The 24,843-nt window shown below is 67.7% G+C and carries 22 protein-coding genes and 3 pseudogenes; 18 read left to right on the forward strand and 7 right to left on the reverse strand.

Going from position 1 to position 24,843, the window contains the following annotated elements:
* Positions 1–125: 125 nt before the first annotated feature.
* The 3 genes from PV341_RS01275 to PV341_RS01285 are packed head-to-tail and all read left to right on the forward strand — an operon-like array spanning position 126 to position 1,706.
* Positions 126–395, forward strand: a complete 270-nt coding sequence (locus tag PV341_RS01275; protein WP_500356428.1) for an MOSC domain-containing protein — start codon at positions 126–128, stop codon at positions 393–395.
* Complete coding sequence (locus PV341_RS01280; RefSeq protein ID WP_500356410.1) at positions 331–1,011, forward strand: 3-alpha domain-containing protein; 681 nt, start codon at positions 331–333, stop codon at positions 1,009–1,011. Before PV341_RS01275 ends, PV341_RS01280 begins: the two co-directional genes overlap by 65 nt.
* Entirely contained in the window at positions 981–1,706 is a 726-nt protein-coding gene (locus PV341_RS01285; protein ID WP_500356412.1) for a 2Fe-2S iron-sulfur cluster-binding protein, read from the forward strand. The genes PV341_RS01280 and PV341_RS01285 overlap by 31 nt, the downstream gene beginning before the upstream one ends.
* Positions 1,707–1,714: 8 nt before the next feature.
* Here the strand turns inward: PV341_RS01285 and PV341_RS01290 are convergent, their stop codons facing one another.
* The gene (locus tag PV341_RS01290) at positions 1,715–2,209 is read right to left on the reverse strand and encodes a winged helix-turn-helix transcriptional regulator (protein WP_500356414.1); all 495 of its coding nucleotides are present in this window, start codon (positions 2,207–2,209) and stop codon (positions 1,715–1,717) included.
* 104 nt (positions 2,210–2,313) lie between these two features.
* On the opposite strand from PV341_RS01290, the gene PV341_RS01295 reads away from it, so the two are divergent.
* From PV341_RS01295 to PV341_RS01305, 3 genes are all read left to right on the forward strand, one after another.
* A complete protein-coding gene (locus tag PV341_RS01295) occupies positions 2,314–3,378 on the forward strand; it encodes a Glu/Leu/Phe/Val dehydrogenase dimerization domain-containing protein (RefSeq protein ID WP_500328732.1) in 1,065 nt (354 codons plus the stop codon).
* Between the two features lie 410 nt (positions 3,379–3,788).
* Complete coding sequence (locus PV341_RS01300) at positions 3,789–4,367, forward strand: NADPH-dependent FMN reductase (RefSeq protein WP_500328733.1); 579 nt, start codon at positions 3,789–3,791, stop codon at positions 4,365–4,367.
* Positions 4,368–4,381: 14 nt separating this feature from the next.
* On the forward strand, positions 4,382–4,756 hold the full coding sequence (locus tag PV341_RS01305) for a winged helix-turn-helix transcriptional regulator (protein ID WP_500328734.1): 375 nt from the start codon (positions 4,382–4,384) through the stop codon (positions 4,754–4,756).
* Between the two features lie 892 nt (positions 4,757–5,648).
* On the opposite strand, the gene PV341_RS01310 is transcribed toward PV341_RS01305, so the two are convergent.
* Positions 5,649–6,512 (reverse strand): alpha/beta hydrolase, encoded by an 864-nt coding sequence (locus tag PV341_RS01310; RefSeq protein WP_500356429.1) that lies wholly within the window; start codon positions 6,510–6,512, stop codon positions 5,649–5,651.
* Between the two features lie 417 nt (positions 6,513–6,929).
* Positions 6,930–7,379, reverse strand: coding sequence for a nuclear transport factor 2 family protein (locus PV341_RS01315; RefSeq protein ID WP_500328735.1), 450 nt, complete (start codon positions 7,377–7,379; stop codon positions 6,930–6,932).
* 502 nt (positions 7,380–7,881) lie between these two features.
* Between PV341_RS01315 and PV341_RS01320 the strand changes: the two genes are divergently transcribed.
* From PV341_RS01320 to PV341_RS01340, 5 genes and pseudogenes are all read left to right on the forward strand, one after another.
* Entirely contained in the window at positions 7,882–9,105 is a 1,224-nt protein-coding gene (locus PV341_RS01320; protein ID WP_500356416.1) for an MFS transporter, read from the forward strand.
* 300 nt (positions 9,106–9,405) lie between these two features.
* On the forward strand, positions 9,406–9,855 hold the full coding sequence (locus tag PV341_RS01325) for an Rrf2 family transcriptional regulator (RefSeq protein ID WP_500328737.1): 450 nt from the start codon (positions 9,406–9,408) through the stop codon (positions 9,853–9,855).
* Between the two features lie 466 nt (positions 9,856–10,321).
* Positions 10,322–10,735, forward strand: a complete 414-nt coding sequence (locus PV341_RS01330; protein ID WP_500356417.1) for a nuclear transport factor 2 family protein — start codon at positions 10,322–10,324, stop codon at positions 10,733–10,735.
* 146 nt (positions 10,736–10,881) lie between these two features.
* Positions 10,882–11,238, forward strand: a pseudogene (locus PV341_RS01335) (YceI family protein); the annotation flags it as partial.
* Between the two features lie 260 nt (positions 11,239–11,498).
* On the forward strand, positions 11,499–12,965 hold the full coding sequence (locus PV341_RS01340) for an FtsW/RodA/SpoVE family cell cycle protein (RefSeq protein ID WP_500328739.1): 1,467 nt from the start codon (positions 11,499–11,501) through the stop codon (positions 12,963–12,965).
* Between the two features lie 353 nt (positions 12,966–13,318).
* On the opposite strand, the pseudogene PV341_RS01345 reads toward PV341_RS01340, so the two are convergent.
* A pseudogene (locus PV341_RS01345) lies at positions 13,319–13,909 on the reverse strand (zinc finger domain-containing protein); the annotation flags it as partial.
* Positions 13,910–14,362: 453 nt separating this feature from the next.
* Entirely contained in the window at positions 14,363–14,593 is a 231-nt protein-coding gene (locus tag PV341_RS01350; RefSeq protein WP_500328740.1) for a hypothetical protein, read from the reverse strand.
* A gap of 301 nt (positions 14,594–14,894) precedes the next feature.
* Between PV341_RS01350 and PV341_RS01355 the strand changes: the two genes are divergently transcribed.
* The 6 genes and pseudogenes from PV341_RS01355 to PV341_RS01380 all read left to right on the forward strand — a co-directional run bounded on the left by PV341_RS01355 (position 14,895) and on the right by PV341_RS01380 (position 20,332).
* The gene (locus PV341_RS01355) at positions 14,895–15,908 is read left to right on the forward strand and encodes a helix-turn-helix domain-containing protein (protein WP_500356419.1); all 1,014 of its coding nucleotides are present in this window, start codon (positions 14,895–14,897) and stop codon (positions 15,906–15,908) included.
* Positions 15,909–16,539: 631 nt separating this feature from the next.
* Complete coding sequence (locus PV341_RS01360) at positions 16,540–17,523, forward strand: helix-turn-helix domain-containing protein (protein ID WP_500328742.1); 984 nt, start codon at positions 16,540–16,542, stop codon at positions 17,521–17,523.
* Positions 17,524–17,637: 114 nt separating this feature from the next.
* Positions 17,638–18,737 (forward strand): annotated as a pseudogene (locus PV341_RS01365) (IS701 family transposase).
* A 380-nt stretch (positions 18,738–19,117) separates the two neighbouring features.
* Positions 19,118–19,537 carry a hypothetical protein gene (locus tag PV341_RS01370; RefSeq protein WP_500328743.1) on the forward strand — a complete coding sequence of 140 codons (420 nt, stop codon included), beginning with the start codon at positions 19,118–19,120 and terminating at the stop codon, positions 19,535–19,537.
* Between the two features lie 221 nt (positions 19,538–19,758).
* Positions 19,759–19,977, forward strand: coding sequence for a DUF6364 family protein (locus PV341_RS01375; RefSeq protein WP_018559404.1), 219 nt, complete (start codon positions 19,759–19,761; stop codon positions 19,975–19,977).
* On the forward strand, positions 19,961–20,332 hold the full coding sequence (locus PV341_RS01380; protein WP_500328744.1) for a fic family toxin-antitoxin system, toxin component: 372 nt from the start codon (positions 19,961–19,963) through the stop codon (positions 20,330–20,332). The genes PV341_RS01375 and PV341_RS01380 overlap by 17 nt, the downstream gene beginning before the upstream one ends.
* A gap of 187 nt (positions 20,333–20,519) precedes the next feature.
* Here PV341_RS01380 and PV341_RS01385 read toward each other — a convergent pair whose 3' ends face one another.
* The gene (locus PV341_RS01385) at positions 20,520–21,425 is read right to left on the reverse strand and encodes a LysR family transcriptional regulator (RefSeq protein WP_500328745.1); all 906 of its coding nucleotides are present in this window, start codon (positions 21,423–21,425) and stop codon (positions 20,520–20,522) included.
* Positions 21,426–21,554: 129 nt separating this feature from the next.
* Between PV341_RS01385 and PV341_RS01390 the strand changes: the two genes are divergently transcribed.
* Positions 21,555–22,931 (forward strand): amidohydrolase family protein, encoded by a 1,377-nt coding sequence (locus PV341_RS01390; protein WP_500356420.1) that lies wholly within the window; start codon positions 21,555–21,557, stop codon positions 22,929–22,931.
* Positions 22,932–23,187: 256 nt separating this feature from the next.
* Here the strand turns inward: PV341_RS01390 and PV341_RS01395 are convergent, their stop codons facing one another.
* Positions 23,188–24,807, reverse strand: coding sequence for a tannase/feruloyl esterase family alpha/beta hydrolase (locus PV341_RS01395; RefSeq protein ID WP_500356422.1), 1,620 nt, complete (start codon positions 24,805–24,807; stop codon positions 23,188–23,190).
* Positions 24,808–24,843: the final 36 nt, after the last annotated feature.

Genomic DNA, 24,843 nt, shown 5'->3' on the forward strand with positions numbered 1-24,843 from the left:
ACACGGGGGTCTACAAGCAGACCGTATCCGGACCCCGGATGGTGAGGAGACTCAACATCGACGGGGACGGCCAGGGCGACTTGGGTGGCCACGGCGGGGAGCAGCGGGCAGTACTGGTCTACCAGATGGACTCCTACCGGTTCTGGGCCGGGCGGTTGGGGCGGGATGATCTGAAGCCGGGCAGTTTCGGTGAGAACTTCACGGTGGACGGGCTCCCGGACAGTGAGGTGTGCATCGGCGACCGGTACCGCATCGGTGAGGCGCTGTTCGAGGTCACCCAGCCGCGTGTGACGTGCTTACCGGGTGGGTCTGCGCATGGGAGAGCCTCAGATGGCGGCCTTGCTGGTTTCCCACCGCCGGCCGGGGTTCTATCTGCGGGTCCTCGAGGAAGGTGAGGTGGAGGCTGGTCGAGAGATCGTCACGGTTTCCACCGGCCCGGAAGCCATGACCGTCGAGGACATCGACGCGGTTCTCTACCTCCCGGGGCACACACGCAGCCAAGTAGAACGGGCCCTGCGTGTCCCGGCCCTGAGCCCAGGCTGGCAGGCATCGATGCGCACCCTCCTGGAACAGGCCGACGGAGACAAGGCCGCATCCTCGGGCAGCGCCGGCCTCACGGCCGCGGCCGGCGCTCCGCCCCCTGCATGGACCGGCTTCCGTTCCCTGACAGTCACGGGCATCCAGCCCGAAAGCCAGAGCGTGTTCTCCGTGTCCCTGGCTTCCGCCGATGGTGCCGCGCTGCCGCCCAATCTGCCGGGGCAGTTCCTCACCGTGAAGGTACGGATCGAAGGTGATGCCTCGCCGTTGATCCGGAGCTACTCCCTGTCCGGTGAACCTGGGACGGGCACATACCGGATCAGCGTGAAGGTCGAGCCGCATGCGCGGCCAGTAACCATTTGCGGACTCACCTCAGGCCCGGTGACATCCTCGACGTCGCCGCACCTCGCGGTACGTTCTGCCTGTCCGATGGTGAGACCCCTGTGGTGCTGCTGTCGGCCGGGGTGGGAGTGACTCCGGTGCTCGCCATGCTGCATTCTCTGGTTCGCAGCCGCTCGGGCCGCCAGGTGTGGTGGCTGCACGCAGCCCGGAACGGCACTGAGCACCCCTTCGCCATGGAGGTCCGTGAGCTCCTTGCGGAGCTGGGAGACGCCCGGTCGATCGTCTATTACAGCAAGCCGGGCGTTGCGGACCGCGAGGGCGGCGACTACACGCAGGCCGGCCGGCTCTCGGCTGATCGGATTCTCGGTCTGGGTCTCCCGGCCGATGCCGATGCCTACATCTGCGGACCGGTGCCGTTCATGGACAGCATGAGCGCCGCTCTTGTCGAAGCCGGCCTGGACGCTTCCCGCGTGCACACCGAGATATTCAGCGGCGGTCCGTCTCTCACTCCCGGGCTCAAAGACGCATCGGGCACTCGCGCTCCTCACCTGCCTCCCGGAACGCCGGGCGCCGGCCCTTCTGTGTCGTTCGCCCGCAGTGGCCTGTCGGTCCCCTTCAACGACGAGCAGGACTCGCTGCTGGAACTGGCCGAGGCGTGTGACGTCCCGGTTCAGTGGTCGTGTCGCACCGGTGTCTGCCACACCTGCGAGCTTGCCTTGATGTCCGGTTCAGTTGACTACGCGCCCGATCCGGTCGAACCGCCGGCGGACGGCAACATCCTCATCTGCTGCTCCAAGCCCGCCCAGGACATCGTCTTGGATCTTTAGCATCTGCGTCATTCGGATGCCGCGGCCTGCGCTACCCCAGGGGCCGCCACGACCTCGAGGTCGCTGGGGGACAGTGCGTGTCCGTCAGCGCAGGAGAGCGCCACGTGCACAGGAGCGTCGCAATGCCTGTGCCGCAGGCGAACCGGTCCACCGTCGGCCGTGGCGTGGCGGTCTCCCCATTCCATCAGCGCGAAGTAGGCGGTCATGAGGTCCTCGCCCGGCCCGGTCAGCTCATAGCGGTCGCGTGTCCGCTGTCCCGCCGTCTGGTAGGGGGTACGCCGTAGTAGCCCGACCTCGACGAGCTCCTTCAGGCGCTTGGCCGCTGCGGGTTCACTCAGCGGGGTGTGACGGACGAAGTCGTTGAAGTAGGTCGTGCCGTAGAAGGCCTCGCGCAGTACGAACAGATTCGACGGCGTCCCGAGTACGTCCAGGGCCCGGGCAGCCGAGCAGCGGTGGTCACTCCAGCTGTCCCGGTCGGTCAGCGATCCAGTAAGTGCGGACATCACAGGCATCCCGTCTATCGAAGCACCAGACTTATGCTAGCTTAAGCCAGCCCTGACTTACGTACTGCTAAGTCAGCTTGTGATTTCCATCTGGAGGCCTGAGCATGTCGTCGTTCGCGCTGGAGACCACGCTCGACCACGAGGAGGTGGCGGTCCGGCAGGGCCGCCGGACCAGCCTGCCGATCATCATCGCCATCCACTCCACCCGCCTCGGGCCCGCCGTCGGTGGCATGCGGGTCGCCCGGTACGCCTCCCCTGTCGAGGCCCTGGTGGACTGCCTGCGCCTGAGCCGGGGGATGACGTACAAGGCAGCCGCCGTCCGCAACGGCACAGGCGGCGGCAAGAGCGTCGTCCCGTTGCTGCCCGGAGGTCCGCAGCATCTGGACGGCAGTTTGCGCGAAGCCCTGCTGCTCGATGTAGCCGAACTGGTGCACGACCTCGGTGGCGCCTACTTCGTCGCTCCTGACGTCGGCACCAGCTCTGCCGACATCCAGCTGATGCGACGCAGAACCCCCTACGTCGGCGGCTACACCTCCATGGAGGACGGTCTGGGTACCACCACCTTCGGCACTGCGGCCGGCGTCGAGCACGCGATGAACGCGGCGGCCGAGCACCTGTGGGGAGTCCCGCAACTTCGGGGGCGCGAGGTGGTGGTGATCGGATTCGGCGGGGTGGGGCACGAACTCACCAAACGCCTGATTGCACAAGGCGCCCGAGTGCGAGCCACCGACACGGACCCCGAGCGCCGCCGGGTCGTCGAGGAGACCGGAGCGCAGTGGGTCGACCTCGAAGGTGCTTACACCCTGGAGACCGACATCCTGGCGCCGTGCGCCCTGGGCGGCGTGCTGACCTCCCAGCTCGTCGGATCCCTGCGCTGCCGTGCGGTCGTCGGCTCGGCCAACAACCAACTGGCACACGATGGCGTCGCAGAGGAGCTGACAAAGGCGGGAATCACCTGGGCCCCGGACTTCGTGGCCAATGCGGGCGGAGTCATGTACGCGTCCGGCCTGGAACTCCACCAACTCACCCCGGCGCAGTCCCTGCATCGGCTCGCATCCATTGGAACCACCACTGCACAAGTCCTCCGAGAGAGTGCGAACGACGCGACAACCCCCCTAGCTGTCGCCAACCGCATCGCGGAAGCTGCCCTGGCCGCCGCAGGCAGCTGATCGAAGAGTCAAGGCAACCGGTACGCGACAGGCCGTTGCCGTCGAACCTCCCCTGGGAGCCGATTTCTGGGCGGCCACGATCGCCAGCCCGGCAGGCCACCGGGCGGCCACTTGCGGCAATCGAGTGGTGCAGTCCGCCGGCCTTGCCGCGCCGTCGCACTCGAAGAGAGCGAGTGCGCATGGATCGGCCGGCCGTGGCCGCGCTGGCCGGGACATGCGTCACACCGCAGCCGACCCCTTTGCGGCTGTCGCAAGGGGACCCCATGTGCCGACCCTGTGCCGAGTCCAGCGTTTGCGGCCGACGGCCGCTCAAGATGCTTTAGTCACTAAATTTAATTGATAGGCTCAGTCCGCGGTCGAGTCCCCCCACCTCGGCCGATCATGTCGAGGGGATCAAAGGAGCAGTCCTGATGACCACGTTGAAGATCATTGTTGCCAGCACCCGTCCGGGGCGCGTGGGCCTGCCGATCGGGCAGTGGACCCATGGGCAGGCGGTTGCTCACGGTGGCTTCACCAAGGTCGAACTGCTCGACCTGGCCGAGGTGAACCTTCCGTTCATGAACGAGCCCAACCACCCGCGGGCGCAGCAGTACGTCCACCAGCACACCCGTGACTGGAGCGCGACGATCGCAGAGGCCGATGCCCTCGTCTTCGTCATGCCGGAGTACAACCACGGCTACAACGCGGAGCTGAAGAATGCCATCGACTACCTGTTCAACGAGTGGAGCCACAAGGCGGTAGGCCTGGTCAGCTATGGCGCCGTGGCCGGCGGTACCCGTGCCGTCCAGCAGATCAAGCAGGTCGTCACCGCGGTAAAGATGACGCCGATCGTCGAATCCGTCGTGGCTCCCTTCGGCTTCAACCTCATCGATGCGGAGGGTAAGGTTGCGGCCGATGAAGCTATGACAGGTGCAGCCAAGGCCATGTTCGACGAGATCGTCCGGGTGGATGCCGCACTGCGTCCGCTGCGTGAGGGCGCTGCGGCCTAGCAATCGGAGCGATCGTGAACGAAGTGCGTCGGGTCTGCTCGCGCTACCACGCGGGGATCGAACTGATCGGTGCCCGCTGGACGGGTGCGATCGTCCGCGCTTTGTTCACGGGTCAGGCCCGCTTCGTGCAGATCAAGGCAGCGGTGCCCGGCCTGAGTGACGCCATGCTCACTCAGCGATTGCGCACCTTGGAAGAGGAGGGCATCGTCGAGCGTCGGGTTGTTCCCTCTTCGCCGGTGCAGGTCGAATACCACCTCACCGCCAAGGGACAAGACCTTGAACAAGTCGTCGACGCCGTGATGCGTTGGTCCCACCGCTGGATCCCCGCCCCTCCGTCAACCACTTCGGAAGCAGGGCCGGCGGGGGCCGAAGGCGCACAAGCCCCCTGATGCCGCGTGGAGCGTGTCCGGAGACACGCTCCACGCGGCCAGGCGGGTGTATGGGCATGATCCGCGGGCGGCACCCCGGCCCCTCGTTCACGCCGGCATTCTGGGGCCGCAGGTGCGTGGAGGTTTCCCGGTGCGCGCGAACCGGGCATCCGCCAGGTGTTCTGTGTGCCGCTGCGACCCCGGCCAGGCCACGCGAGGCGCTCGTGATCCTCTGCGGGACTCTGCCACCCGTAGCTGCCTGGCTCACGTCCGATTAACGCCGGGACCCGAGCCGACGAGATTCCGCAAGACCGATCACGACGAGGCCGGCGCGCGATCACAACTTCGGCACTTGTCCAGTGGCCCGGCACACATCAAAGTCACTGACCACATGGTTCACCACTCAGTTTCTACCGCATGGTCCATAAAAGAGGCCGCGGACCCATCACACGCGAGGTCGGTGCGGGGGCGGTGCCAGCGTTCGGGGTGGCGCTGCCCGCCGACGGTGCCGGCTGGCGACGTCGGCGCCGACTTCCGCGGGCTGCATCAGCGTGACTTCAGGTCTCCCGGCTCCGCATCCGACGGATGACGACCACCCCGACCACGGATGCCCGCGCGCCATAGAGAACAGTCCAGCGACCGCAGCGCCGGCTGCGGCGAGGGAGGGTGGTGGTGCGGCCGATGCACTGCGGCTGTCCGTGGTGGTCGCATCCGCCGAGCAGCAGCGTTCGCGGAGCCGGCGATGGCGCCGACGATCGCTTCGTGGTCTCGCGGAACCGGCACTTCAACCAGCCCCCACCCGCGGGCCGGTAGGGATCATCCAGCCGCTCTGGGTGCCGGTGAGGGATGGGGGTGGTAGGGCCGCGGACGGCGCCGCATGTGGCACACCCTGGATGACGCGGCGTTCAACCCGTCACGGTCGCTTCCGCCGGCGCATCGCCATCATCAGGCCTCCGCCGAGTGTCGCCGTGCCTACGGCCGCGCCTGCCAGCAACCATGTGGGGCGCCGACCGGTCGCGGCCAGAGATGGGGCCGTCTGGGATGTGGTGGCACGTGCAGCCGTTTCGATCAGGTCGGTGACTGCTTCGGGGCGTGAGACGGGCGCGACGTGGGAGGAACTCACCTCCACGGACACTGCATGCGCACGGTTGGCCATCCATCGCTGCAGCGCGGCAGGGATGTTCTTGTCGTTGGCGGTGATCAGGTCGAACGCCGGGACGGTCCTCCAGGCGGCGCCGGTGGCCTTGTCGTCCAGTGCCCTGGCGTCCACCGGGCGCTGGGTGACTGCCATGATCGACGACTTTGACAACGGTACGTCGGCGGCAAACTGCTGCGGGAACAGGTCCTCCTTGACGTACACGTCCATGCCTGTACCGCCACCCATCAGCGGGTAGGGCACCTGCTTCAGCGTTTGGGCCAGGGTGCTGCCGGGGAACTTGCCCACCAGTTCAGCCGAGCTTTCCCCCTTTTGCGGGAGGAAACCGGCCACAGCCACGAGAGCCTTGACGGCGGGGTTCCCCAGGGCGGCCTCGTTGGTGACCGCGCTGCCGTACGAGTGGCCGACGAGCACAATCGGTCCCTTGATGCTGCGCAGCACACTCGCGGTGTAGGAAGAATCGTACGGCAGACCCCGTAGAGGGTTGGCGGGGACGACCACGGGATATCCGGCATCGCGCAGACGCCGGGCCACCTCGTCCCATGAAGACGAGTCCAAGTTGGTTCCGTGCACGAGAACCACAGTTGGTTTGGAGTGGGCTCCACCCGAAGCCGCGGGCACACCGCCGGCGAGAGCTGGAACGGCCCATGCAGGGCCGACCGCGGTGAGCACCGCCAGCATGCCGGCACCACGTTTGATTCCCGCGCCGAGACGAGCGTGCGAGCGCATTTGGTGCCCTTTCCGTTGTCCTGAGGTCTCATCGTCGGGGGACCGAGGACGTGGTGGTACCGGAGCGGGGCGAGCGGGTGACGCGGAGCCACTCCAGCGGACGCCGGTGTAGCACGCCGTTGCAGCGGAAAACCGGCATGACCTGGCTGACGCTCCAGCCGTTTGGCGGGGCCGCGGCCATGGCCGGTGCTTCCCTGGCTTGGCGCGGGTTGCAAACGGGCGACACCGCGGACCTCTGCGCGGGTGAGACGCAACATCAATGGTGCGTCCGCGAGCACCTTGTCGTCAGGGCGTGCAGGGCGGGACCGGCTACATGCTGTCGCGCACCGATTCACCCCAGGCCACTCCGTCGGTGTGCGTACTGGCGAAATCCGGGTCTTCGTAGATGTGGACCCTCTTGATGAGGTCGCCTTCGAATTCGAATACGTTACAGAACAGTCCGTAGGAGGAGACGCCGTCAGGGAAGGCCACACCCGATGTCGTCGTCCCCTTCACCGAACCTTCAACCACCACATAGTTTCCAGACGACAACACGGTGAAACCGGGGATGTCGTGCTCAATCGCCGAAATTCCCCTCCCGAGACCCTGTGCAAATGCCCCGATCTGATCCTTCCCGGTTGCGAAGCCGAACTTCGGGAAGAACATCCGGGCGTTGTCCACGAAAAGATCCAACACGGCGGGATCGGCAGCATCCACCAATCGGAAGTAGTTGACGGCTGCCTCTTCGCGCGCCCTCTGGAGATCGCTAGTACCGTTCATCTTTTCCTCCTGGTGCGTTGCATCCTTGCGCAGGCGCGTTATGCGGCCCGGCGTGATGGCGACTGTGTCGACGAGTACCGCGGCAGCCGAGTGCTCGGGCCCGCGGGAGCGGGATGAAGGCGAGCCGATCGCGCCTCACGTTGCCTATCTGCCGTGAAGCGAAAGCCGCCCATTCCTTACCAAGCGGTCCATAACGTAACAAAATTGGACCAACCTGTCAAAAACCCGATGTCGCGGCTCCCGGCCGTACCTACCCTTCGGGTCGGCGATCGGGGCCGCGACGGGGCTGCCGCTCGGGGGTGCCTACCGCCGCGCCTGGTGTAACCTACACTGTTACAACTGCGGGTGGTGGGGCGGACCAGAAGTTCGCCGCTGGGACGCCCGCCTTTTCTCAGGTCACACCGGTGTGACCGTTGTCCGCTTCCGCCTCTGCGAAGCACAGGCTCCGCGCCTTGGCGCGGCACGGATCAACAGGGCCCAGGGCCCTCCCAGGAGAGCAAGCATGAGCAACCCTTCCAGCGTGGCTTCGCCCATTCAGGAGCCGGCATCGATACAGGACTTGGTCGAAGGCGGGCCTTCCCCGCGGGGTGGCTGGTCTGCCGTCGTCTCCGTCGCGCTGATGTCCTTCGTCCTGGTGCTGTCGGAGTTCCTGCCGATCGGGCTGCTGCCCGTGATCTCCTCCAGCCTGGGTGTGTCCATCGGCACGGTCGGTCTGGTGGTGGTCGTGCCCGGTCTGACGGCCGCGGTGACGGCTCCCTTGGTCACCATGGCATCCGGACGGCTGGACCGGCGCAGGGTCCTGATCGCCCTCGCCCTGTTCATCGCCGCCTCCAACGCCCTGGCAGCCGTGGCCCCGAACATGGCCGTGATGGCGGCGGCGCGGGTGCTGCTCGGCGTCGGCGTCGGCGGATTCTGGGCCATGGGCGCCGGTGTCGCCGCCCGACTGGTGCCCGCCGAGGCCCTCCACCGGGCCACGTCACTGATCACCGCCGGAATCTCGGCCGGCACCGTGGTCAGCTTGCCGCTCGGCGCACTGGTGGGTCACCTTGCCGGGTGGCGGACCGCATTCGTCGTTGCAGCCGGTGCCGCTCTCCTCGCCCTGGCAACCCTGACGGTGCGGCTGCCCGCCCTGCCGCCCACCGGGGCAATCCGCCTGACCACGCTCACCTCCGCTCTGCGCAATCCCGCAGCCCGGATCGCCCTGCTGGCCACCGTGCTGATCTTTTTCGGGCACTTCGCCGCCTACACCTACGTGACCCCGTACCTGGAGGAGAAGGCGCACTTCGGGTCCTCCGCTGTGACGTCGGTCCTGCTGGCCTATGGTTTGGCGGGGCTGGTCGGCAACTTCGCCGCCGGAGCGATCATCGGCCGCCGTCTGCGTGCGGTGTACGTCGCCGCGACCGTTCTGGTCGCAGTCGCTGCCGCCCTCCTCAACGTCGCAGCAGGCACGGCACCCGCGGTGGTCGCGCTCGTCATGGTCTGGGGCGCGGCATTCGGTGCAGTACCGCTGGCGTTGCAGACGTGGATCCTGCGCGCTACTCCCGACGCGCCCGAAAGCGGCATGGCGCTCCTGGTCAGCGCGTGCCAAATCGCCCTGGCCGCAGGGTCGTTCATCGGCGGCATCGTCGTCGACGGATACGGCACATGGGCCGGCTTCGCCGTTGGCGGCACGCTCGCACTGCTGAGCACAGCCACCCAGATCCGCCCCCGCCTTCCGCTCGGCTGACCTGGACCGTGGCAGGTGTGGGGGCGTAGTGGCACCCGCCCCTTCCCCGCATCCGCTCCAGACGGCTATTCGCCTCCCTCCTGCGGACCCCACCTCGCTTCAAGGCCGCCCGCAGACGGGAGGCGCCCTACCACGCAGGGTCGGCGATGAGCGTGAGGCCGAGACTGTCGTAGCGGCGCAGATCATCTGGCGTCCACGCCCCCTACGCTGCAACAGGGCCTCGTCGCGGCGATGTAACCTTCATTGTTTCGTAGGGAGCGGGGTAGGCAAGCGGCCCCGCCAGCCGGGAGGAGGTCAAGGATGAGCGCGAACAGCAGAATGACGATCGCAACCCATGTGCTGACCTGGATGTCTCTGGACCGGAAGAACAATGAGGTCGCCACCTCGGAGCGCATCGCGGGGAGCGTCAACACCAACCCTGTAGTGATCCGCCGATGCCTAGGCGACCTCCGCAAGGCGGGATTGGTGGGGTCAAAAAGGGGCGCAGGGGCCGGCTGGATCTTGAAGCGGGAACCCGAAGAGATCACGCTGCTCGAGGTCTACCTCGCCGTGGAGGGCGAGGGCCCGTTCGCCATGCATCACACGCCGCCGAACGCCGACTGCCCTGTCGGCTTCGGAATCCAGCCAACCCTGCAGCAGGTGTACAGCAGCCTGGAGCAGCAGATGCAGCAACAGTTGGCTCGCACCACGATCGCTGACATGCTGCAAGGTGTCCTCGCTCAGCGGGAACCGAGCGCCTACTCCCTCTGAACCTCGAACTCAGACGGCCCCCGGTCCGCATGGGCGCCAACCTTCGCGTGTGAACAGGAAGCGCTGGGGCGCTGCCGGAGCATCGCGAGGGCGCGTTCTTCATCACGCTGAACATGCTGAGAGTCGGCTCCTCGCGAGCCGCAGTTGTATGGTCCAGCCGCTCCAAGCGGACCACGGCCGCCGCGACCGCATGCCGGAGGCTCGGACAACTGCGATCAGGGAACGCCGCCGGACACCGTCCACCGCGCACCGCTCGACACCGTTCGGGACCCTCCGGGATCGCCGAAAGCTTCGCCCCTCCGCTCGACCGAGCCAGAGCCGTCCACGAGCAGTTACTTGACCATGCAGTCCATAACTGGTGCAATGGACCTGCGACCTCGCGGCACGCGACTGAACCGAGCAACTACGGACCCTGCCCGTCGGTCAAGCGTCCGCCCGGGGCGACCCAAACGAAAGCGCGCCACCCATGATGAGTGCCCGCGAGCTGCTGCTCGCCTACACAACCAACATCGCAGATCCGGAGATCGCCTCGTCCCTTTTCGCTGAGGACGGCGTCCTGGAGCTTCCCTACCTGGAGTCGCTTGGCATCCCGACCGGAGGGACTGGCCCGGAGGCCATTCGCGAGTTCATCACCGCACTGCTGCAGGTCGTCCCGGACTTCGGCTTCGACACGGTGGACATCATCATCGAAACCGAAGACCAGGTCTTCGGAGAGTGGTCGGTGGAGCGGACCACGGTCACGGGCCGCCCCTTCAGCCAGACCTACGCCGGACGACTGGTGGCTGAGAACGGGAAGATCACGCTCCTTCGCGAGTCGTTGGACGTGATCCGGGCTGCGCGCGCGATGCTGCCGAACGGAGTTGCCGACATCCCCGCCTGACGCGTCCCTGAGCTTTGTGCGGTGGGGTCGCCCGCCGTTCAGCCCTGCTGACACTGTTTGCGCACGTCGCACCGGCCATGTGCCAGGACCACCTCGGTCCGCCGTGTGTCGAGCCTGCACCCCGAAGCGTGGCCGGGGCGATCACTCACCTGCGCTCCCCTGATTTTCTGGACGTCCAGGCTTATCCTTACATCCACTTCGCCAGTGAGCGCTTCGTGCACCGCAACGGCAACAAGTGGACGCTGCAGGGTTCTTTGACCATGCACGGCACCACCCGCTCAGTCGGCCTCGACACGACCTACCTGGGCGCAGTCAACGGCGGATACGGAACGGAGCTGCGCTGCGCCGCCTTGGCAACCGCCGAGCTGCACAGGGAGGACTTCACGCTGAATTGGCGATCGATGCTCGCACGTGGCATCGCGATCGTCGGCCCGCGCATCAAATTGGAGATCGACGTGCAGGCCATGTACGACGTTCCCAACATTCCCACCCCACCCGAGTAGTTCCGTGATGGCGTGCCGACGCGACGGTGTGCGGTTCCGCCGCGTGGAGAGCCAGAACGACGCGAAGGCCGGAGTGGGCGAGGCCGGCAGGACCACGCGAACCGCAAGACCGCCGCCGACGTCCATGGCTACGTCCACTACCAGCCCGGCACCTCGTCCTCCCGATCCACGACGGAACCTGACCAGCCTTGCCGCCGAGCAGCAGAAGCAGCTCTCACCATGCGGTGATCAGACAGAGACGTGAGAGGCCCTGTCAGACGATGAGTAGCAGTACAAGCACTCCGACGGACCACACGTCCACGGTCGGATCGGTCGGCGTACCGACCCGCCGCAACACCGAACTGGCCTTGCTGGTTTTCGCAGTTGCCATTCCGGTGTTCGCCTACACCAACGTGGGTCTCGCCATCCACGCCCAGATGCCCACAGGGCTGCTGGGTTATGGTCTGGGCCTCGGCCTGCTGGCCGCCGTAGCCCACCTCGTCGTACGAAAATTCGCTCCGTACGCGGACCCGCTGCTGCTGCCGGTGGCCACGCTGCTGAATGGGCTCGGTCTCGTCGTCATCTGGCGCCTCGACCAGTCCAAGCTCCTCCAGTCGATCAAGCAGGCAGGAACCGCGGCGCCCCGCCAACTGATGTACACCGCGCTCGGCATCGTTCTCTTCGCCGTCGTGCTGGTCTTCCTCAAGGACCATCGCGTCCTGCAGCGTTACACCTACATCTGCATGGCTGGCGCGCTGGTGCTGCTGCTCCTGCCTCTGGTCCCCGGCCTCGGAGCCAACATCTACGGCGCCAGGATCTGGATCCACGTCGGCAGCTTTTCCATCCAGCCCGGTGAGTTCGCGAAGATCATCCTGGCGATCTTCTTCGCCGGCTATCTGATGGTGAAGCGGGACACACTCGCCCTGGCCAGCCGCCGCTTCATGGGCCTATACCTGCCACGCGGCCGCGACCTGGGCCCGATCCTGGCCGTCTGGTTCCTCTCGATCCTCATCCTGGTGTTCGAGACCGACCTCGGTACGTCGCTGCTGTTCTTCGGAATGTTCGTCATCATGCTGTACGTCGCCACCGAGCGGACAAGCTGGATCGTCTTCAGTCTGCTGATGTCGGTGGCGGGCGCCGTCGGCGTGTCCACCTTCGAATCCCACGTCCAGCAGCGTGTTCAGGCCTGGCTCGACCCGATGCGTGAATACAAGCTCAGCCAGTCGGGCGCTCCGGGCCACTCGGAACAGGCGATGCAGGCCCTATGGGCGTTCGGCTCTGGCGGCACCCTCGGCACCGGCCTCGGCCAGGGCCACTCCGAACTGATCCGGTTCGCCGCCAACTCGGACTTCATCCTCGCGACGTTCGGCGAGGAAATGGGCCTCGCCGGCACGATGGCGATACTGGTGCTCTACGGCCTGATCGTCGAGCGCGGCGTCCGCACGGCCCTCGCCGCCCGTGACCCGTTCGGCAAACTCCTCGCTGTCGGCCTCTCCGGCGCGTTCGCGCTTCAGGTTTTCGTGGTTGCCGGCGGTGTGATGGGCCTCATCCCGCTGACCGGCATGACGATGCCGTTCCTTGCGTTCGGCGGTTCCTCCGTCATCGCCAACTGGGTGCTTATCGGAATCCTGATCCGCATCAGTGATGCCGCGCGCAGGCCCCTGCAGCCGCTGGGGAGCATGGCTGTAGCGACTCGGACCCGAGCGCCTGAACCACCGCGCGCGGTGAGTCGTGAAGCTTCCCTTTGAACGTGGACACATGGAAATGGGACCTGAGGAACTGCGGCGAGCACCCCGCGCGCGGCCAGCCGGTCGGCGGCTTCGTGGATCTCCTGGGCTGAGAGGTAGCTGACCGGCATGAGCATCAGGCTGAGGACGAAGTTGCCGGGCGATGACTCTTCGGGCCGGAGCATGTCGGCCTCTGCCAGCGTCAGTGCCAGAAGGATGGCGATCTCATCCGGGGTACCGCACAGGTCCCGCAAGACTTCGGGGTGCCACGACAGGACCGGGGTGTCCGCACGGCCAGGGTCCCACTCCATCAACACACGGTCCTCTTCGGGCGGCAGGATACGGCGCGGCGGAAGCGGTTGCAGGGACAGGTGGGCGGCATGGATGCGGTCGCTGTGCAGCTGGGAGCGACCAGCGCGATCAGGTGTGCATTTCTGCCCGGGTGCGGCGCGGCACCTCGGGCAGGTGTGCGCTCGGGCGCGTGCACGCACGGCTGGCGGCACGGCTCGGCCCATCTTGTCCCTTTCACCGTTTCGGTTCCTGCGGTCGGCTAGCTCAACGAGAGGACCGCGGTGGAGGGCACAGGAGGCGGGAACATCCGTCGATCGCCTGGGTCGGGTATGCAGCATTTGCGTCACACCAGGCGCGTGATCTGAGCCCAAATCGGCAGCTTTGCCACTGTCAATCGCGAACGATTGAGGCAGACCCCCGTAACACCTCGGTTGGGCTGACGTCTTCACGTCGATCTGGGCTGACTCCAGGACGGCCTCCGTGTCATTCATCGAGAGCGCCGATTTTCGCCGGGCTATTCCGTGGTGTGCTCTCCTCGGCGGCTTGGAGCTGTCGACCGCCGCAGGCAGCCGGAAGGCCGGTCCACGGCCGGCGCCGCCGACTGGGCCCGATACGTCCGGTGGTGCACCGCGCCCCCATCGATCGGGTTGTCTAGCGGAGGTGTGGGCCGTCATCCCGTGCCGGCGGTAGTTTGTTCAGGAACGCCAGGTCCGCGATTGTTGGGAGTGGCGTGACGGTCAGTTCGATTCCGTGTCTCGGCGGTGTCTGGGTCACTCAGGCCACTATTGCTCGCGAAGATCCATCCACTGTGGGGTAGCACCGTGCCCATGGAGCTGGCGGTGTCGGGGAGGACGTATGCGTCTTCGCCGAACACCCAGTGGGCAAGGTTCATCAGCGCCCTCGAGTTGTACGCGGAGCTCGGGATGAACTTCAGCCCTGCTCCGCCAGCGTAGTCACGGTAGTTCTTGACGAGCATCTTGTAGATGAGGTCCTTGTAGCGATCGGCTGCGGGGGCACCAGCGATGAGGGCAGTGGTGGCGAACGCCCCGGGTGTCGTCCACCCGTTCCGCGACCCACGGCAATGCGGCCCCTGCCGTGCACAGGTGGCGTCCGCCGCTCGACGCCGGTCAGCCGGCGGTCGGTGTCTGTTCCACGTCGACGACCTTCACCGACCTGTTACCGGAGACCTTGCCGTTTGTGATCTCCGCCTCTGGCGGGACCGTGTTGCCGGTGTGGACCTTGCCGACGCCGAGCTTGTTGGCCGTCACGCCCGTCCCCCCGAGGTTGTCGCCGTCCTTGTCCAGCCACAGCACGCAGCAGGGCAGCCGCACGGCGCGCTCGATGGCGTCGGGCAGCACGGACTTGCCTTCTGGGGCGATGAGAGTGTGCCCGGGGAGCGCGGCCCGCGTCGCCCCGTGCGCGGCTCGGGTCTCCCGGCGCCGGACTCTGGCACAACTGGCCGGCCGCGGTATCCGGGTTTTCCCGCAGTTTCCCGATCGCATGTCTGGGGGTGTCCCGCAGTCTCGCCCGGGAGGCGCTCGGTGACCGCGGCTGGGCTTTACGTTGGCAGGGTACGGGCTTCCCGGCGTCGCGCGATGCGTGGACGCGTTGCGCAGGTCCCGGGAACGCAATGGCTCCCTGGCAATTTGCGAGGGCATCGTGATCCAAGCATTCCGCACTGACATCAAACCGCCCGACGAGCGGACCGAGTACTGGGCAGACGCCGTGGGCCAGGCATTCATCCAGATGGAGGTCCGTAGCCTGGGAGAGGCCATGATCCATGGCGCCATTCGACGGGCATGCGTGGCGGGCGTCCAAGCCGGCGTCATCGAGACAAGCCCGCAACGGCTGGCCCGGACCGCGCCGCTCATCGCCGCGGACGGCGACGAGTCGCTGGTGGTGAGCCTGCAACGAACCGGTGCCGGCGTCGCGCGTCAGGACGGCCAGGAGACCCCGGTCGCCGCCGGCGAGTTCGTCATCCTCGACACCCGCAGGCCCTACGCCGTCGAGTTCACCGGCCCGGTACGACGGCACCTCGTCACAGTCCCGCGCGAGATGCTGGATCTCCCCGACTCGGCACTGCGCCTGGCCACCGGCCGGACCTACTCAACCGGCCAAGGCATCAGTGGAATCCTCGCGTCGTACGTGAACGGACTCGTCACGATGACGGATCACTGCATCTACGCGCCGACTCCGAAGGACTACCTCAGACGGGGGATCGTCGACGTGCTGACGGCACTGGTCGCCCTGCAGGGCAACATCAAGGACGAAGCGGCCACGCCTGCGGCGGAGGTGGACCTGTTGCGACGCCTGCGCAGCTACGTTCGCGCCCACCTGCAAGACCCCGCACTCTGCCCGGCCTCACTCGCGGCCGCACACCACATCTCCGTTCGCTACCTGTACCAGCTCTTCCAGGACGAGCCCATGACCGTCGGCCGTTGGATCCAGCGCCTCAGGCTCGAGGCATGCCGAACGGACCTCGTATCCCCGGAACTCGCGGGGCAGACCGTGGCGGCCGTCGCACACCGCTGGGGCTTCGCCAGCCACGCGCACTTCAGCCGCACCTTCCGTTCGGTCTACGGCGTGTCTCCCATGGAGTGGCGGCAGACCGGCGTCCTGCAGACTGATCCTTTGCAGGCCTTCGATCTCCCCTCTCACCAACACGGCGGGTGATCGGTGCTGCCGTACCGATCCGCGCCACGCGATGCGGGCGCATGCGTGGATCAGGCAGGCTCGTCCTGCGGCCTTCGCCTTGGATGGCCCGGCGCAGCCCGGGGTCGGCTTGCCCGAACTGGTCGACGACATGCGCGCTGGACTTGGTGGCGAAGGAGGCGGCCCGGTGCCGCCTGAGCTGGTTGATCGCTCGCTCGACGGTGTTGCGCTTCCTGTACCGGACGTCGCCGAAGCCGGGTGGCCGTCCGCCCAGCCCTTGCTCAGGCGGGCGGCCACGGTCTTCTCGGGGATGGTGTGCGGGATACGGCGACGACGCAAACACGCGCGGATGGGTCCGTTGCTGCAAGCCTTGTCCGCTGCGAGGCTGTCGGACTTCTTGCGGGTCAAGGCCGGCCCGAACCGAGGGAGCAGGGGCGGGCAGCTGCAGCCGTCGGCGCTCAGGTGGAGCTTGCTGGTGAACCTGCCCCGGGAGCGGCCCGGGCCCTCAGCGGCGGCCCGCCGGTGTACCGCAAGGCCAAACAGAAATAAAGATGCACAATGCAATAAAATCTGCGAAATGGGTCACTGCCGCAGTACCACGGAAAATGTGCCCACTACGCAGGCTCCGCGACCTGTTCAGGAGGAAGTCCGCATGGCAGTTCGACTCGACGCCGCGTCGTTGGCTCCTGGTCATCGTGCGGACGCGATCCGTGAATTCTCGTGGTCCATCAACGGCCGCGTAGAGGTGGACCTCCCGCCGAATCCGCATCGCCAGCGGGCCTATGCGACCACCAACGCGCTGGGGTCGGTGAAAGTCTCGGAGATCGGCTGGAACGTGGCCCGCCTCCTGTGCGCCGCTGCCCCGGTGGACGAGGATATGGTGCCGCACGTTCTCGTCCATCTCCAGGAGGCGGGGGCCTCCGATGTCCGCCAAGGGGGTAGGCACGCACTGAGAAGGGCTGGGGATCTCACGGTGCTCGACAATGCCAAGCCCTATGAGGTCCTTTTCCACGGCTCAACAGATTCGGTTCTCGTGCGCGTGCCCACGCATGTCCTGGGGCTGCGGCCGTCCTTGCTCGACCAGATCACCGCCGTGCCACTCAGTTCGGAGCGCCCGGTCGTGGGTGCCACAGCAGCATTCTTTACCCGGCTGGCCCGCCATCAGGCCGCGGCCGGCGAAGCTGAGACCGCCCTGTTCACGGAGCCCAGTGTCGACCTGATCAGGGCTGTGGTCACCGTGGCCCTGGACCGGGACGATCTGGCCAGAGCGCCTTTGAACAGCACACTTCTTGTGCGCGTTCAGGAATACGTCCGCCTGCATCTGGCAGACCCCGACCTGACCGCCGAACGTATCGCCGCCGAGCACGACGTTTCCGTACGCTGGCTCTACGTGACCCTGTCCCGAGCGGGCATCACCCTCAGTGAATGGATCAGGACGCAGCGCCTCGAGGAGTGCAAGAAAGAACTGGCCTCGCCAGTGCATCAGTTCATGACGATCGAGGCCATCGCCCACCGGTGGGGGTTCGCCAGCGCGGCCCACTTCAGTCGCGTTTTCAAGACCACGTACGGTGTGAGCCCCCGCGAGTTGCGGTTGCAACACACGGCGGGGAGAGCCGACTCTCACCAGCCTGACTGACGCCGGGCCCCGTGCCGGGCTTCAGTGACCCAGGGGGTTCCAACGCTAGTAGTGCATGGTCAGGTCGGCTGAGTCTGTGCGTGTCCTTGTGGGTTGGTTGGGCGTTGGGAAGGTGTGAGTCCGGACGAAGTTGCTGTGGTGCGTGATGAGTTGGAGGCGTTTGCGGCGGAGGTGTTCGAGCCGTTCGCGCGCAAGGATCAGCGCCGGTGGGGGCAGGTGTATCTGCGTGGTCTGATGACTGACGTGCGACGCAGGTCGGTCGAGCCGATGGCCGCCGGGCTGGGAGAGGACGGCAATCGGCAGGCGCTGGCCCATTTCATCACCACCAGCCCGTGGGATCCGGCTCATATCCGGGCTCGTCTGGCGTGGAAGATGGAATCGGTGATCCGGCCCACTGTGCTGGTCTTTGACGACACTGGTTTCCTGAAGGACGGAAACGCCTCAGCGTGTGTGTCGCGGCAGTACACCGGGACTGCTGGCAAGGTCACCAACTGTCAGGTGGGCGTCTCGCTCCATCTGGCCCGTGACCATGCCTCGGCGGCCGTGAACTGGCGGCTGTTCCTGCCCCCGTCCTGGGATCTTTCCTCGCCGAAAGCGGACCCGGACAAGGTCGCACGCCGCACCGCGTGCGGCATTCCCGAGGACGTCGGGCATGTGGAGAAGTGGCAGCTCGCCATGGACATGGCCGATGAGACCCGCTCCTGGGGGATCGATGTGCCATTGGCGATCGCGGACGCCGGATACGGCGACGCGGCGGCCTTCCGGCTCGGCCTGAACGCGCGGGGCATGCAGTACGTGGTGGGAATCTCCAGCACCATGTCGGCCCAGCCCGGCGATGAGGCACCGACTACTCCAGGTTCGTCGTCTTGCGGATCCGGCCCGCCGGACGTGAGATCCGGCAGGCCACCGACGATGTCGAGCTGCCGGCGTGCTGGCTGCTGGCCGAGTGGCCCGCGGGCGAGAAGGAGCCGGTCCAGTTCTGGCTGTCCGACCTGCCCGAGGACACCGCGCTGACCACTTTGGTCCGTCTCGCCAAGCTCCGCTGACGGATCGAGCACGACTACCGGGAGATGAAGCAGGCCCTGGGCTTGGCCCATTTCGAGGGCCGGACCTGGAACGGCTGGCACCACCACGTCACCCTCGTCTCCGTCGCCCATGCGTCCTGCACCCTGCAGCGACTGGGGCGGGCCCCAAAAGACGCGGCGTCGGCCTAAGTCTCTACCAGGTCGTCCGTGACCTGCAGATCCTCCTCGCTACCTGGACCGGCGCCTGCCCAACCTGCCACCGCGACATACCCAACGCAATACCGACATGACCAAGCGCTACTAGGGCGGCGTCGTGCGTGACCGAGATCCGAATCTCGCGCTCCGACAGCCGAGATGGCTGCGCAGCACCCCCTGGCGGCGGCCTCCTGCGCTCACTCCCGGTGGCACGGCGAGGCGCCGACCTGCGATGTCGATATGCAGCCCCGGCGCAGAGAGTCGGTGGCCCTGCTGCGGATGTACCGGAGGGGTCACGTCTGGGGGAGTTGTTCTTCTACGGGATGCAGATCGGGACGCCCGGCCTGCCGGCCGGAAACTATGTCCCCTTCGGGATGCACCGCCAACGACCCGAAGGGCCGCTCAACATCCTCCAGGCCGACCGGGAGCCGGGCCCGTCCGGCCTGCTGACGGTCCTGGAGGCGTGCGGTGCGATGCAGGTCTCCCTGACTCGCACAACTCCCTCGTCGGCCCGCGCCCACCACACCTTCGGTACCTCGGACCCGGCTGGTTTCGCGGCGATGGGCATCGTCGAGACCCTTGTCCACACTTACGACATCACAGCCGGCCTCGGCTTGGAGTTCACCGCCCCCGACGTCCTGTGCGCACTGGTCCTCGGAAGGCTCTTCCCGCATGTGGAGAGCGACGAAGAGCCGTGGCCGACGCTGCTGTGGGCGACCGGGCGGGGCGACCTCCCGGGGTGGGAGTACGTGGAGAAGTGGCGCTGGTACGGGGAGGTCTGTGAGGCGGAGTGAGGCTCCTCGCGCTCGGAACCACGGGGGTCGAGGAGCATCGCGCGTCAGCGAGGACTTCCGTGCCGAGCCTGCACCCGCGGGCCCCGACCGCGAGGGAAACCTTCCGGGCCGGGCATCCGTCGACGTGGCGCGTGGGTGACAGCCGGTCCGGCGCGGGGGAGCAGACCTGGACCCTGTGAGAAGCACTACCGATCATGGCTAGCGGGAGCTAGCATTGCTGCATGGCCAAGACACAGTTGAACGTCCGGCTGGACGAGGACACCGTGGAGGCGGCCCGCCAAGCGGCGGGCAACCGGCACATGTCCCTCCAGGAGTACATCGAGCACCTGGTGAAGTCCGACACCGATCCCGTCCGGAAGGCGTTCCTCGCGTCCGCGGCGAACGTGATCGAGGAGTTCGGGGACCTCATCGAGGAGCGCGTGCGTGAACCTCGCGGTTGACCTCGGCTGGATCCTGAGCGTTGCGAGTCAGGCGGGGGAGGACGATCCGGCCCCCGACGACTTCGGCGTGCCCCTGTCGGCGGTGGAGCGCCACAAGGCCCAGTTGTTCGACCGGGACGTCTACGACGGGGCGGTGGCACGGGCGGCAGCGCTGGCGCACTCTCTGGGGCGCCTGCGGTGGCTGGAGCGGTCGAACATGACGGTCGCCGTGGCGGTGACCGTGGCGTATCTGCAGGCCGCCGGCCGCGAGGTGAAACCGACCTGGGACGAGGTGCGGGCTTTGGTCGACGAGTTGCGCGACGAGGCGTGCACCGTGCAGAGCGTGGCGGCGCTGCTGCGGGCGTGGCCCGCCTGAGGCAGTGCCGAGGAGGACCGCGGCCCAGAGAGGGCTGCGGTCCTCTGTGCGAGGCGACCGTGTGACGGAGGCCTCGCAGGGGTACGGGTGGGCCGGTCCCCGACAACCCACCGGAGAGACCGAGATGGCATGAGCCCTCCACCCGCAGGGTCGCCACCGGCAACGCTCCACGGGGCCGGGCAGGTGCTCATCCGTGACCGGGAGGCTGTGTGCCGCCCAGTACCTGGGCGAGGAAGGCCCGGGCGGTCGGGTTGAGCGGGCGGTCGTCGGGTTCGGCCAGGCCGGCGTGGTAGACGGGGCGGTGCTGCTCCACGGGAAGGAAGCGGACCCCGGGAACGCCCTCGGTGACGGACTCGGGTACGAAGGTGAGACCGAGGCCGTGGCGGACGAGGTCGAGTGCCGTGGGGATGTCGTCGATCTCGAAGGTGGTCCTGCGCGGCGGCAGTCCCGCGCGGGTGAAGGCGCAGTCGACGGCGGAGCGGATGCCCCACCCGGCCGGGAAGTCGATCACTTCGTATGCCGTCGCGTCGGCGAGTTCGGCGCTCGTGCGGTCGGCCAGCGGATGGTCGGTGGCACAGGCGAGAGCGAGGTGCTCGGTGCCGAGCGCGTGCAGGCGCAACCCCGCCAGCGGGCGGCCGGCGGTCATGAGGACGGCCAGGTCGAGGACTCCGTTGCGCAGGTCTTCGGCGTGGGAGCTCGAGCCACGGTTCCCGGGGCCGCGCAGGTGTATCTCCACGGCGGGGTGCGCCTTGTGGAACGCGCTGAGCGCGCTGAGGATGCGTTTCGGGGTGAGGCCGTACAGGATCCCGAGTTCCAGGGTTCCGCTCAGGCCGGCCCGGGCTTCGTCGACCGCCTGCCGGGCCGTGCGCACCGCGCCGATGATGCGCTGGGCCTGGGGCAGCAACGTCTTTCCGGCCGCGGTCAGTTCGACGCGCTGGGTGGTGCGTTCGAACAGCGCCGCACCCAGATCCTTCTCCAGGGCGCGGATCGACGCGGAGACGCCGGACTGCACCAGGTTCAGCCGCTCGGCGGCCCGGGTGAAGCTCCGCTCCTCGGCGACCGCGATGAAGTGCTGAAGCCGGCGAATCTCCATGGACGGTCCTTCCCGGTTCTTTCAAGGTTTTTCAGCACGGTTCTTGCTGAACCCAGCAAAGTTTAATGTTGGACAAGCATAGTGGCCGGAAAGACACTGGAGCTCCTGCACGACCAGAAGGAGCGGAACATGGCAAGCCATCCCATACTCATCAGAGGTGGGCATGTAGTGACGGGTGACCCACGACTCGGGGAACTGCCCGGTGGCGACGTGCTGGTGAGCGGCAACACCGTCGCCGCCGTCGGTCACGGACTTCGGGCCGAGGGCGCCGAGGTCATCGAGGCGGCCGGCCACGTGGTCATGCCGGGCCTGGTCGACTCGCACCGCCACGTGTGGCAGGGCGCCATCGGCGGCGCGGGCGGCAAGGTCTCGCTCGGCGGCTACTTCCAGGTCGTGCTCGCCGGTCTGCTGGACAAGTACGAGCCGCGCGACGTCTACGCCGGTGTGCTGTGGGGCGCGCTGCAGGCCGTCAACGCCGGTGTCACGACGGTCGCCGACTGGTCCCACATCGTCACCACACCCGAGCACGCCGACGAGAACATCCGCGCGTTGCGCGACTCGGGCATCCGCGCCGTCTTCCTCTACGGTCCGCCCGTCGGCGAGGGCGTGATGAAGTGGTTCGTCGAGAGTTCCGAGCGCCACCCCCTCGACGCCCGACGGGTGCGCACCGAGGTGCTGTCGGACGACGAGGCCCGCGTCACCATGGGTCTGGCGCTACGCGGCCCCGAGTTCTCCACCGCGGACACCACCACCGACGACATCCGGCTCGCCCGGGAACTGGCCGTCCCGGTCAGCATGCACTCCGGAATCCCGCCTTACCTGTCCAAGTACCGCACGGTGGAAGTGCTCGAGGAGTCCGGCCTGCTGGGGCCGGACGTGCACCACGCCCACGGCGCCGCGTTCAGCGACGACGACCTGCGGCGGATCGCCGCGACCGGCGGGCACATCACCCCGTGCCCGACCGTCGACATGCAGATGGCCATGGGCACCTTCCCCATCACCGGCCGTGCTCTGGCCCACGGCATCCAGCCGGCCCTGGGCGCCGACACCGTGGCCGGCGCCGGAACGGACCTGTTCAGCGAGATGCGGCTGACCCTCGCCGCCGAGCGGGCACGCGCCAACGCCGACGCCCTGCGACGCGACGAGCCGCCGATGGAGGTGGAACTCGACCACCACGACGTCCTCGGCTTCGCCACCACCGCCGGGGCGGCGGCGTGGGGCATGAGCGACCGGATCGGTTCGCTCACCCCCGGCAAGCGTGCGGACGTCATCCTCGTCGACGCCCGCCGTCCGCATCTGACTCCGCTGAACGACGCCGTCACCACGGTGGTGCTGAACGCCGGCCCCGCCGACGTGGACACGGTGCTCGTGGACGGCCGCATCCTCAAGCGCCACGGTGCGCTGACGGGACAGGCGGCCCAGGCGCAGGAGCGACTGGAGGCCTCCCGCCGCCGGCTGTTCGCCGCCGCCGGCCTCAAGGACATCCTGGGCGCCGCCTGGGTGTGAGTGCCTTGCTCCCCGGTACGGGAAGCCCGGCTCACCAGGGGGACGAAGGCGGCGGCCGGTAGAAGTCGGCCAACACCCGGGCCCTGCCGTGGCCCGAGCCGGCACCCCGTCGAACACGGGGTGCCGGCCGTGGAGCGTGGCGGCCCATGCCGCGGCTGGGATGCGGCGCCTCGGTTACGGCCTCAGCACGGACGAGCGTTCGCCGTTCGCCGTATGCGCATGATGGTTCGGTCCGTCTCAGGCCGTCGCGGAGCGGTCAGTGCCGGGACGGGGCGACGCAGCGGAAGCTGGAGGCCCTGTCCGGGTCGCCGTGGCCGTCGTAGCGGGAGAGTGCCGGGTAGCGGCACAGGTCACGGCTGACCTCCTGCCCGGCGGAGTCGACCAGGGTGGCGGGCAGCGTCTTGGGGGCCTTGCCGTGCTCGACCCAGGTCCTCAGCGCACCGAGGTCGTCGATCGTGCCGTCGCCCGAGTTGAGGCCGCAGTGGACCGTCGCCGGGGCGAGGAAGAGGCGGTAGAAGTCGTCGACCTTCTTGGCGCCGTCCATCGTCCACTCGACGTCCTCGCGGTACGCGACCGTGCCCTGGGCCGGGATGAACTGGTCGGCCTGGCCGTGCCAGCTCAGGAGCTTGCCGCCGGAGTCACGGAAGGCGGACAGGTCGGGGTCGTCGGTGCCGATGACCTTGTCGTACTCGGCCTCGGACTGCCGGAACAGCCGGGTGAACCGTTCGTACGTGATCGTCGACACGTCGAACGACGGCTGCTTCTTCACCCATGTGGTGACCCAGAACTCGGGCACGGGGAACGGAGCGCCCTTGACGTCGCCGCTCGCGTCGGGGCCGGTGACGCCGGCCAGGGCCGACAGGTCGGCCCCGACCGGGACGCCGGGCCACAGCTTCTTGCCCGACGGGGTGCGGGGGCCGTCCCATATCTTGCGGACCACGGCCGCGTCGGCGGCCGTGAGGGTCAGCTCCTCGCCGGCGCAGACGACCTTGGTGCCGATCAACCGACGCGGGTCGAAGTCACACCGGGCCGGGTCGTTGACCAGGCCGTCCTTGAGGCCGTCGCGCGGGTCGCACGCCTTCACGGCGGCGTCGGTGAAGGCCTTGAACTCGCAGGCCGTCGGATAGGTCTTCTCGTTGTTCATGACGACTTGCGGCCACAGGGTGGCGACCTCGAACTCGTCCCAGTTGACGGCGGGCGCCTTGGCGAGGATGCCGTCGTAGTCGTCGGGGTAGCGCTGGGCCTCCATGTAGCCCTGGCGTCCGCCGGTGGAGCAGCCGTTGAAGTACGCGTAGGCGGCGCGCTTGCCGTAGACGTCGTCGACGACTTGCTTCCCGACGACCGCCGCCTCGTGCTGGGAACGGGAGGCGAAGTTCTTGAGCAGCGCGGTGTCGACCTGCCCGTCGTCGTTCAGCGCCCAGTTGACGTCGAGGACGTCGCCGACGCCCGCGTCGGTGGTCGTCACGGCGTAACCGTTCTTGACCGCGGTGGCCATCCCGGTGCCGTTGTCCCCGGCCGCGTACGCACTGCCGCCGAGGGCCTGGAAGCGGCCGTTCCAGTTGGTGACGGGCAGCCAGGTCTGCACCTCGGCGTGGTCGTTGTCGCCGGGGTGGGTCAGGGTGACCGTCACCTCGCAGTAAGCGGGCACGCCGGTGACCGTGCCGCCCAGGAGTCCGTTTCCGTGAACGGTGCCGCCCTCCTTGCGGGCCGCTGTCACGGACTCCGCTTCGGTGCCGGCCGGGGCCTTCACGGACGGCGTCGCGCAGGTCGGCGCCACGGAACCGGAGCCGTTCCCGGGCTCGGCGGACGCGGTCGGCAGGTAGACCGCTGCGGCCAGTGGCACGCAGGCGGCGAGGACGGCCAGAGCTCGTTTCATGGGTTTCCGTTCAAGTAGGTCGGCGTGCGCGGGAGG

Source organism: Streptomyces sp. PA03-1a (assembly GCF_033792805.1).
Lineage (GTDB): Bacteria > Actinomycetota > Actinomycetes > Streptomycetales > Streptomycetaceae > Actinacidiphila.

Bases quoted from the DNA above. Each gene is read 5' to 3' on its own strand.
- PV341_RS01275 (WP_500356428.1), top strand. From the start codon at position 126: ATGGACTCCTACCGGTTCTGGGCCGGGCGGTTGGGGCGGGATGATCTG.
- PV341_RS01280 (WP_500356410.1), top strand. From the start codon at position 331: ATGGCGGCCTTGCTGGTTTCCCACCGCCGGCCGGGGTTCTATCTGCGG.
- PV341_RS01290 (WP_500356414.1), bottom strand. From the start codon at position 2,209: ATGTCCGCACTTACTGGATCGCTGACCGACCGGGACAGCTGGAGTGAC.
- PV341_RS01295 (WP_500328732.1), top strand. From the start codon at position 2,314: ATGTCGTCGTTCGCGCTGGAGACCACGCTCGACCACGAGGAGGTGGCG.
- PV341_RS01300 (WP_500328733.1), top strand. From the start codon at position 3,789: ATGACCACGTTGAAGATCATTGTTGCCAGCACCCGTCCGGGGCGCGTG.
- PV341_RS01315 (WP_500328735.1), bottom strand. From the start codon at position 7,379: ATGAACGGTACTAGCGATCTCCAGAGGGCGCGCGAAGAGGCAGCCGTC.
- PV341_RS01320 (WP_500356416.1), top strand. From the start codon at position 7,882: ATGAGCAACCCTTCCAGCGTGGCTTCGCCCATTCAGGAGCCGGCATCG.
- PV341_RS01325 (WP_500328737.1), top strand. From the start codon at position 9,406: ATGAGCGCGAACAGCAGAATGACGATCGCAACCCATGTGCTGACCTGG.
- PV341_RS01330 (WP_500356417.1), top strand. From the start codon at position 10,322: ATGATGAGTGCCCGCGAGCTGCTGCTCGCCTACACAACCAACATCGCA.
- PV341_RS01340 (WP_500328739.1), top strand. From the start codon at position 11,499: ATGAGTAGCAGTACAAGCACTCCGACGGACCACACGTCCACGGTCGGA.
- PV341_RS01360 (WP_500328742.1), top strand. From the start codon at position 16,540: ATGGCAGTTCGACTCGACGCCGCGTCGTTGGCTCCTGGTCATCGTGCG.
- PV341_RS01370 (WP_500328743.1), top strand. From the start codon at position 19,118: ATGCACCGCCAACGACCCGAAGGGCCGCTCAACATCCTCCAGGCCGAC.
- PV341_RS01375 (WP_018559404.1), top strand. From the start codon at position 19,759: ATGGCCAAGACACAGTTGAACGTCCGGCTGGACGAGGACACCGTGGAG.
- PV341_RS01385 (WP_500328745.1), bottom strand. From the start codon at position 21,425: ATGGAGATTCGCCGGCTTCAGCACTTCATCGCGGTCGCCGAGGAGCGG.
- PV341_RS01390 (WP_500356420.1), top strand. From the start codon at position 21,555: ATGGCAAGCCATCCCATACTCATCAGAGGTGGGCATGTAGTGACGGGT.
- PV341_RS01395 (WP_500356422.1), bottom strand. From the start codon at position 24,807: ATGAAACGAGCTCTGGCCGTCCTCGCCGCCTGCGTGCCACTGGCCGCA.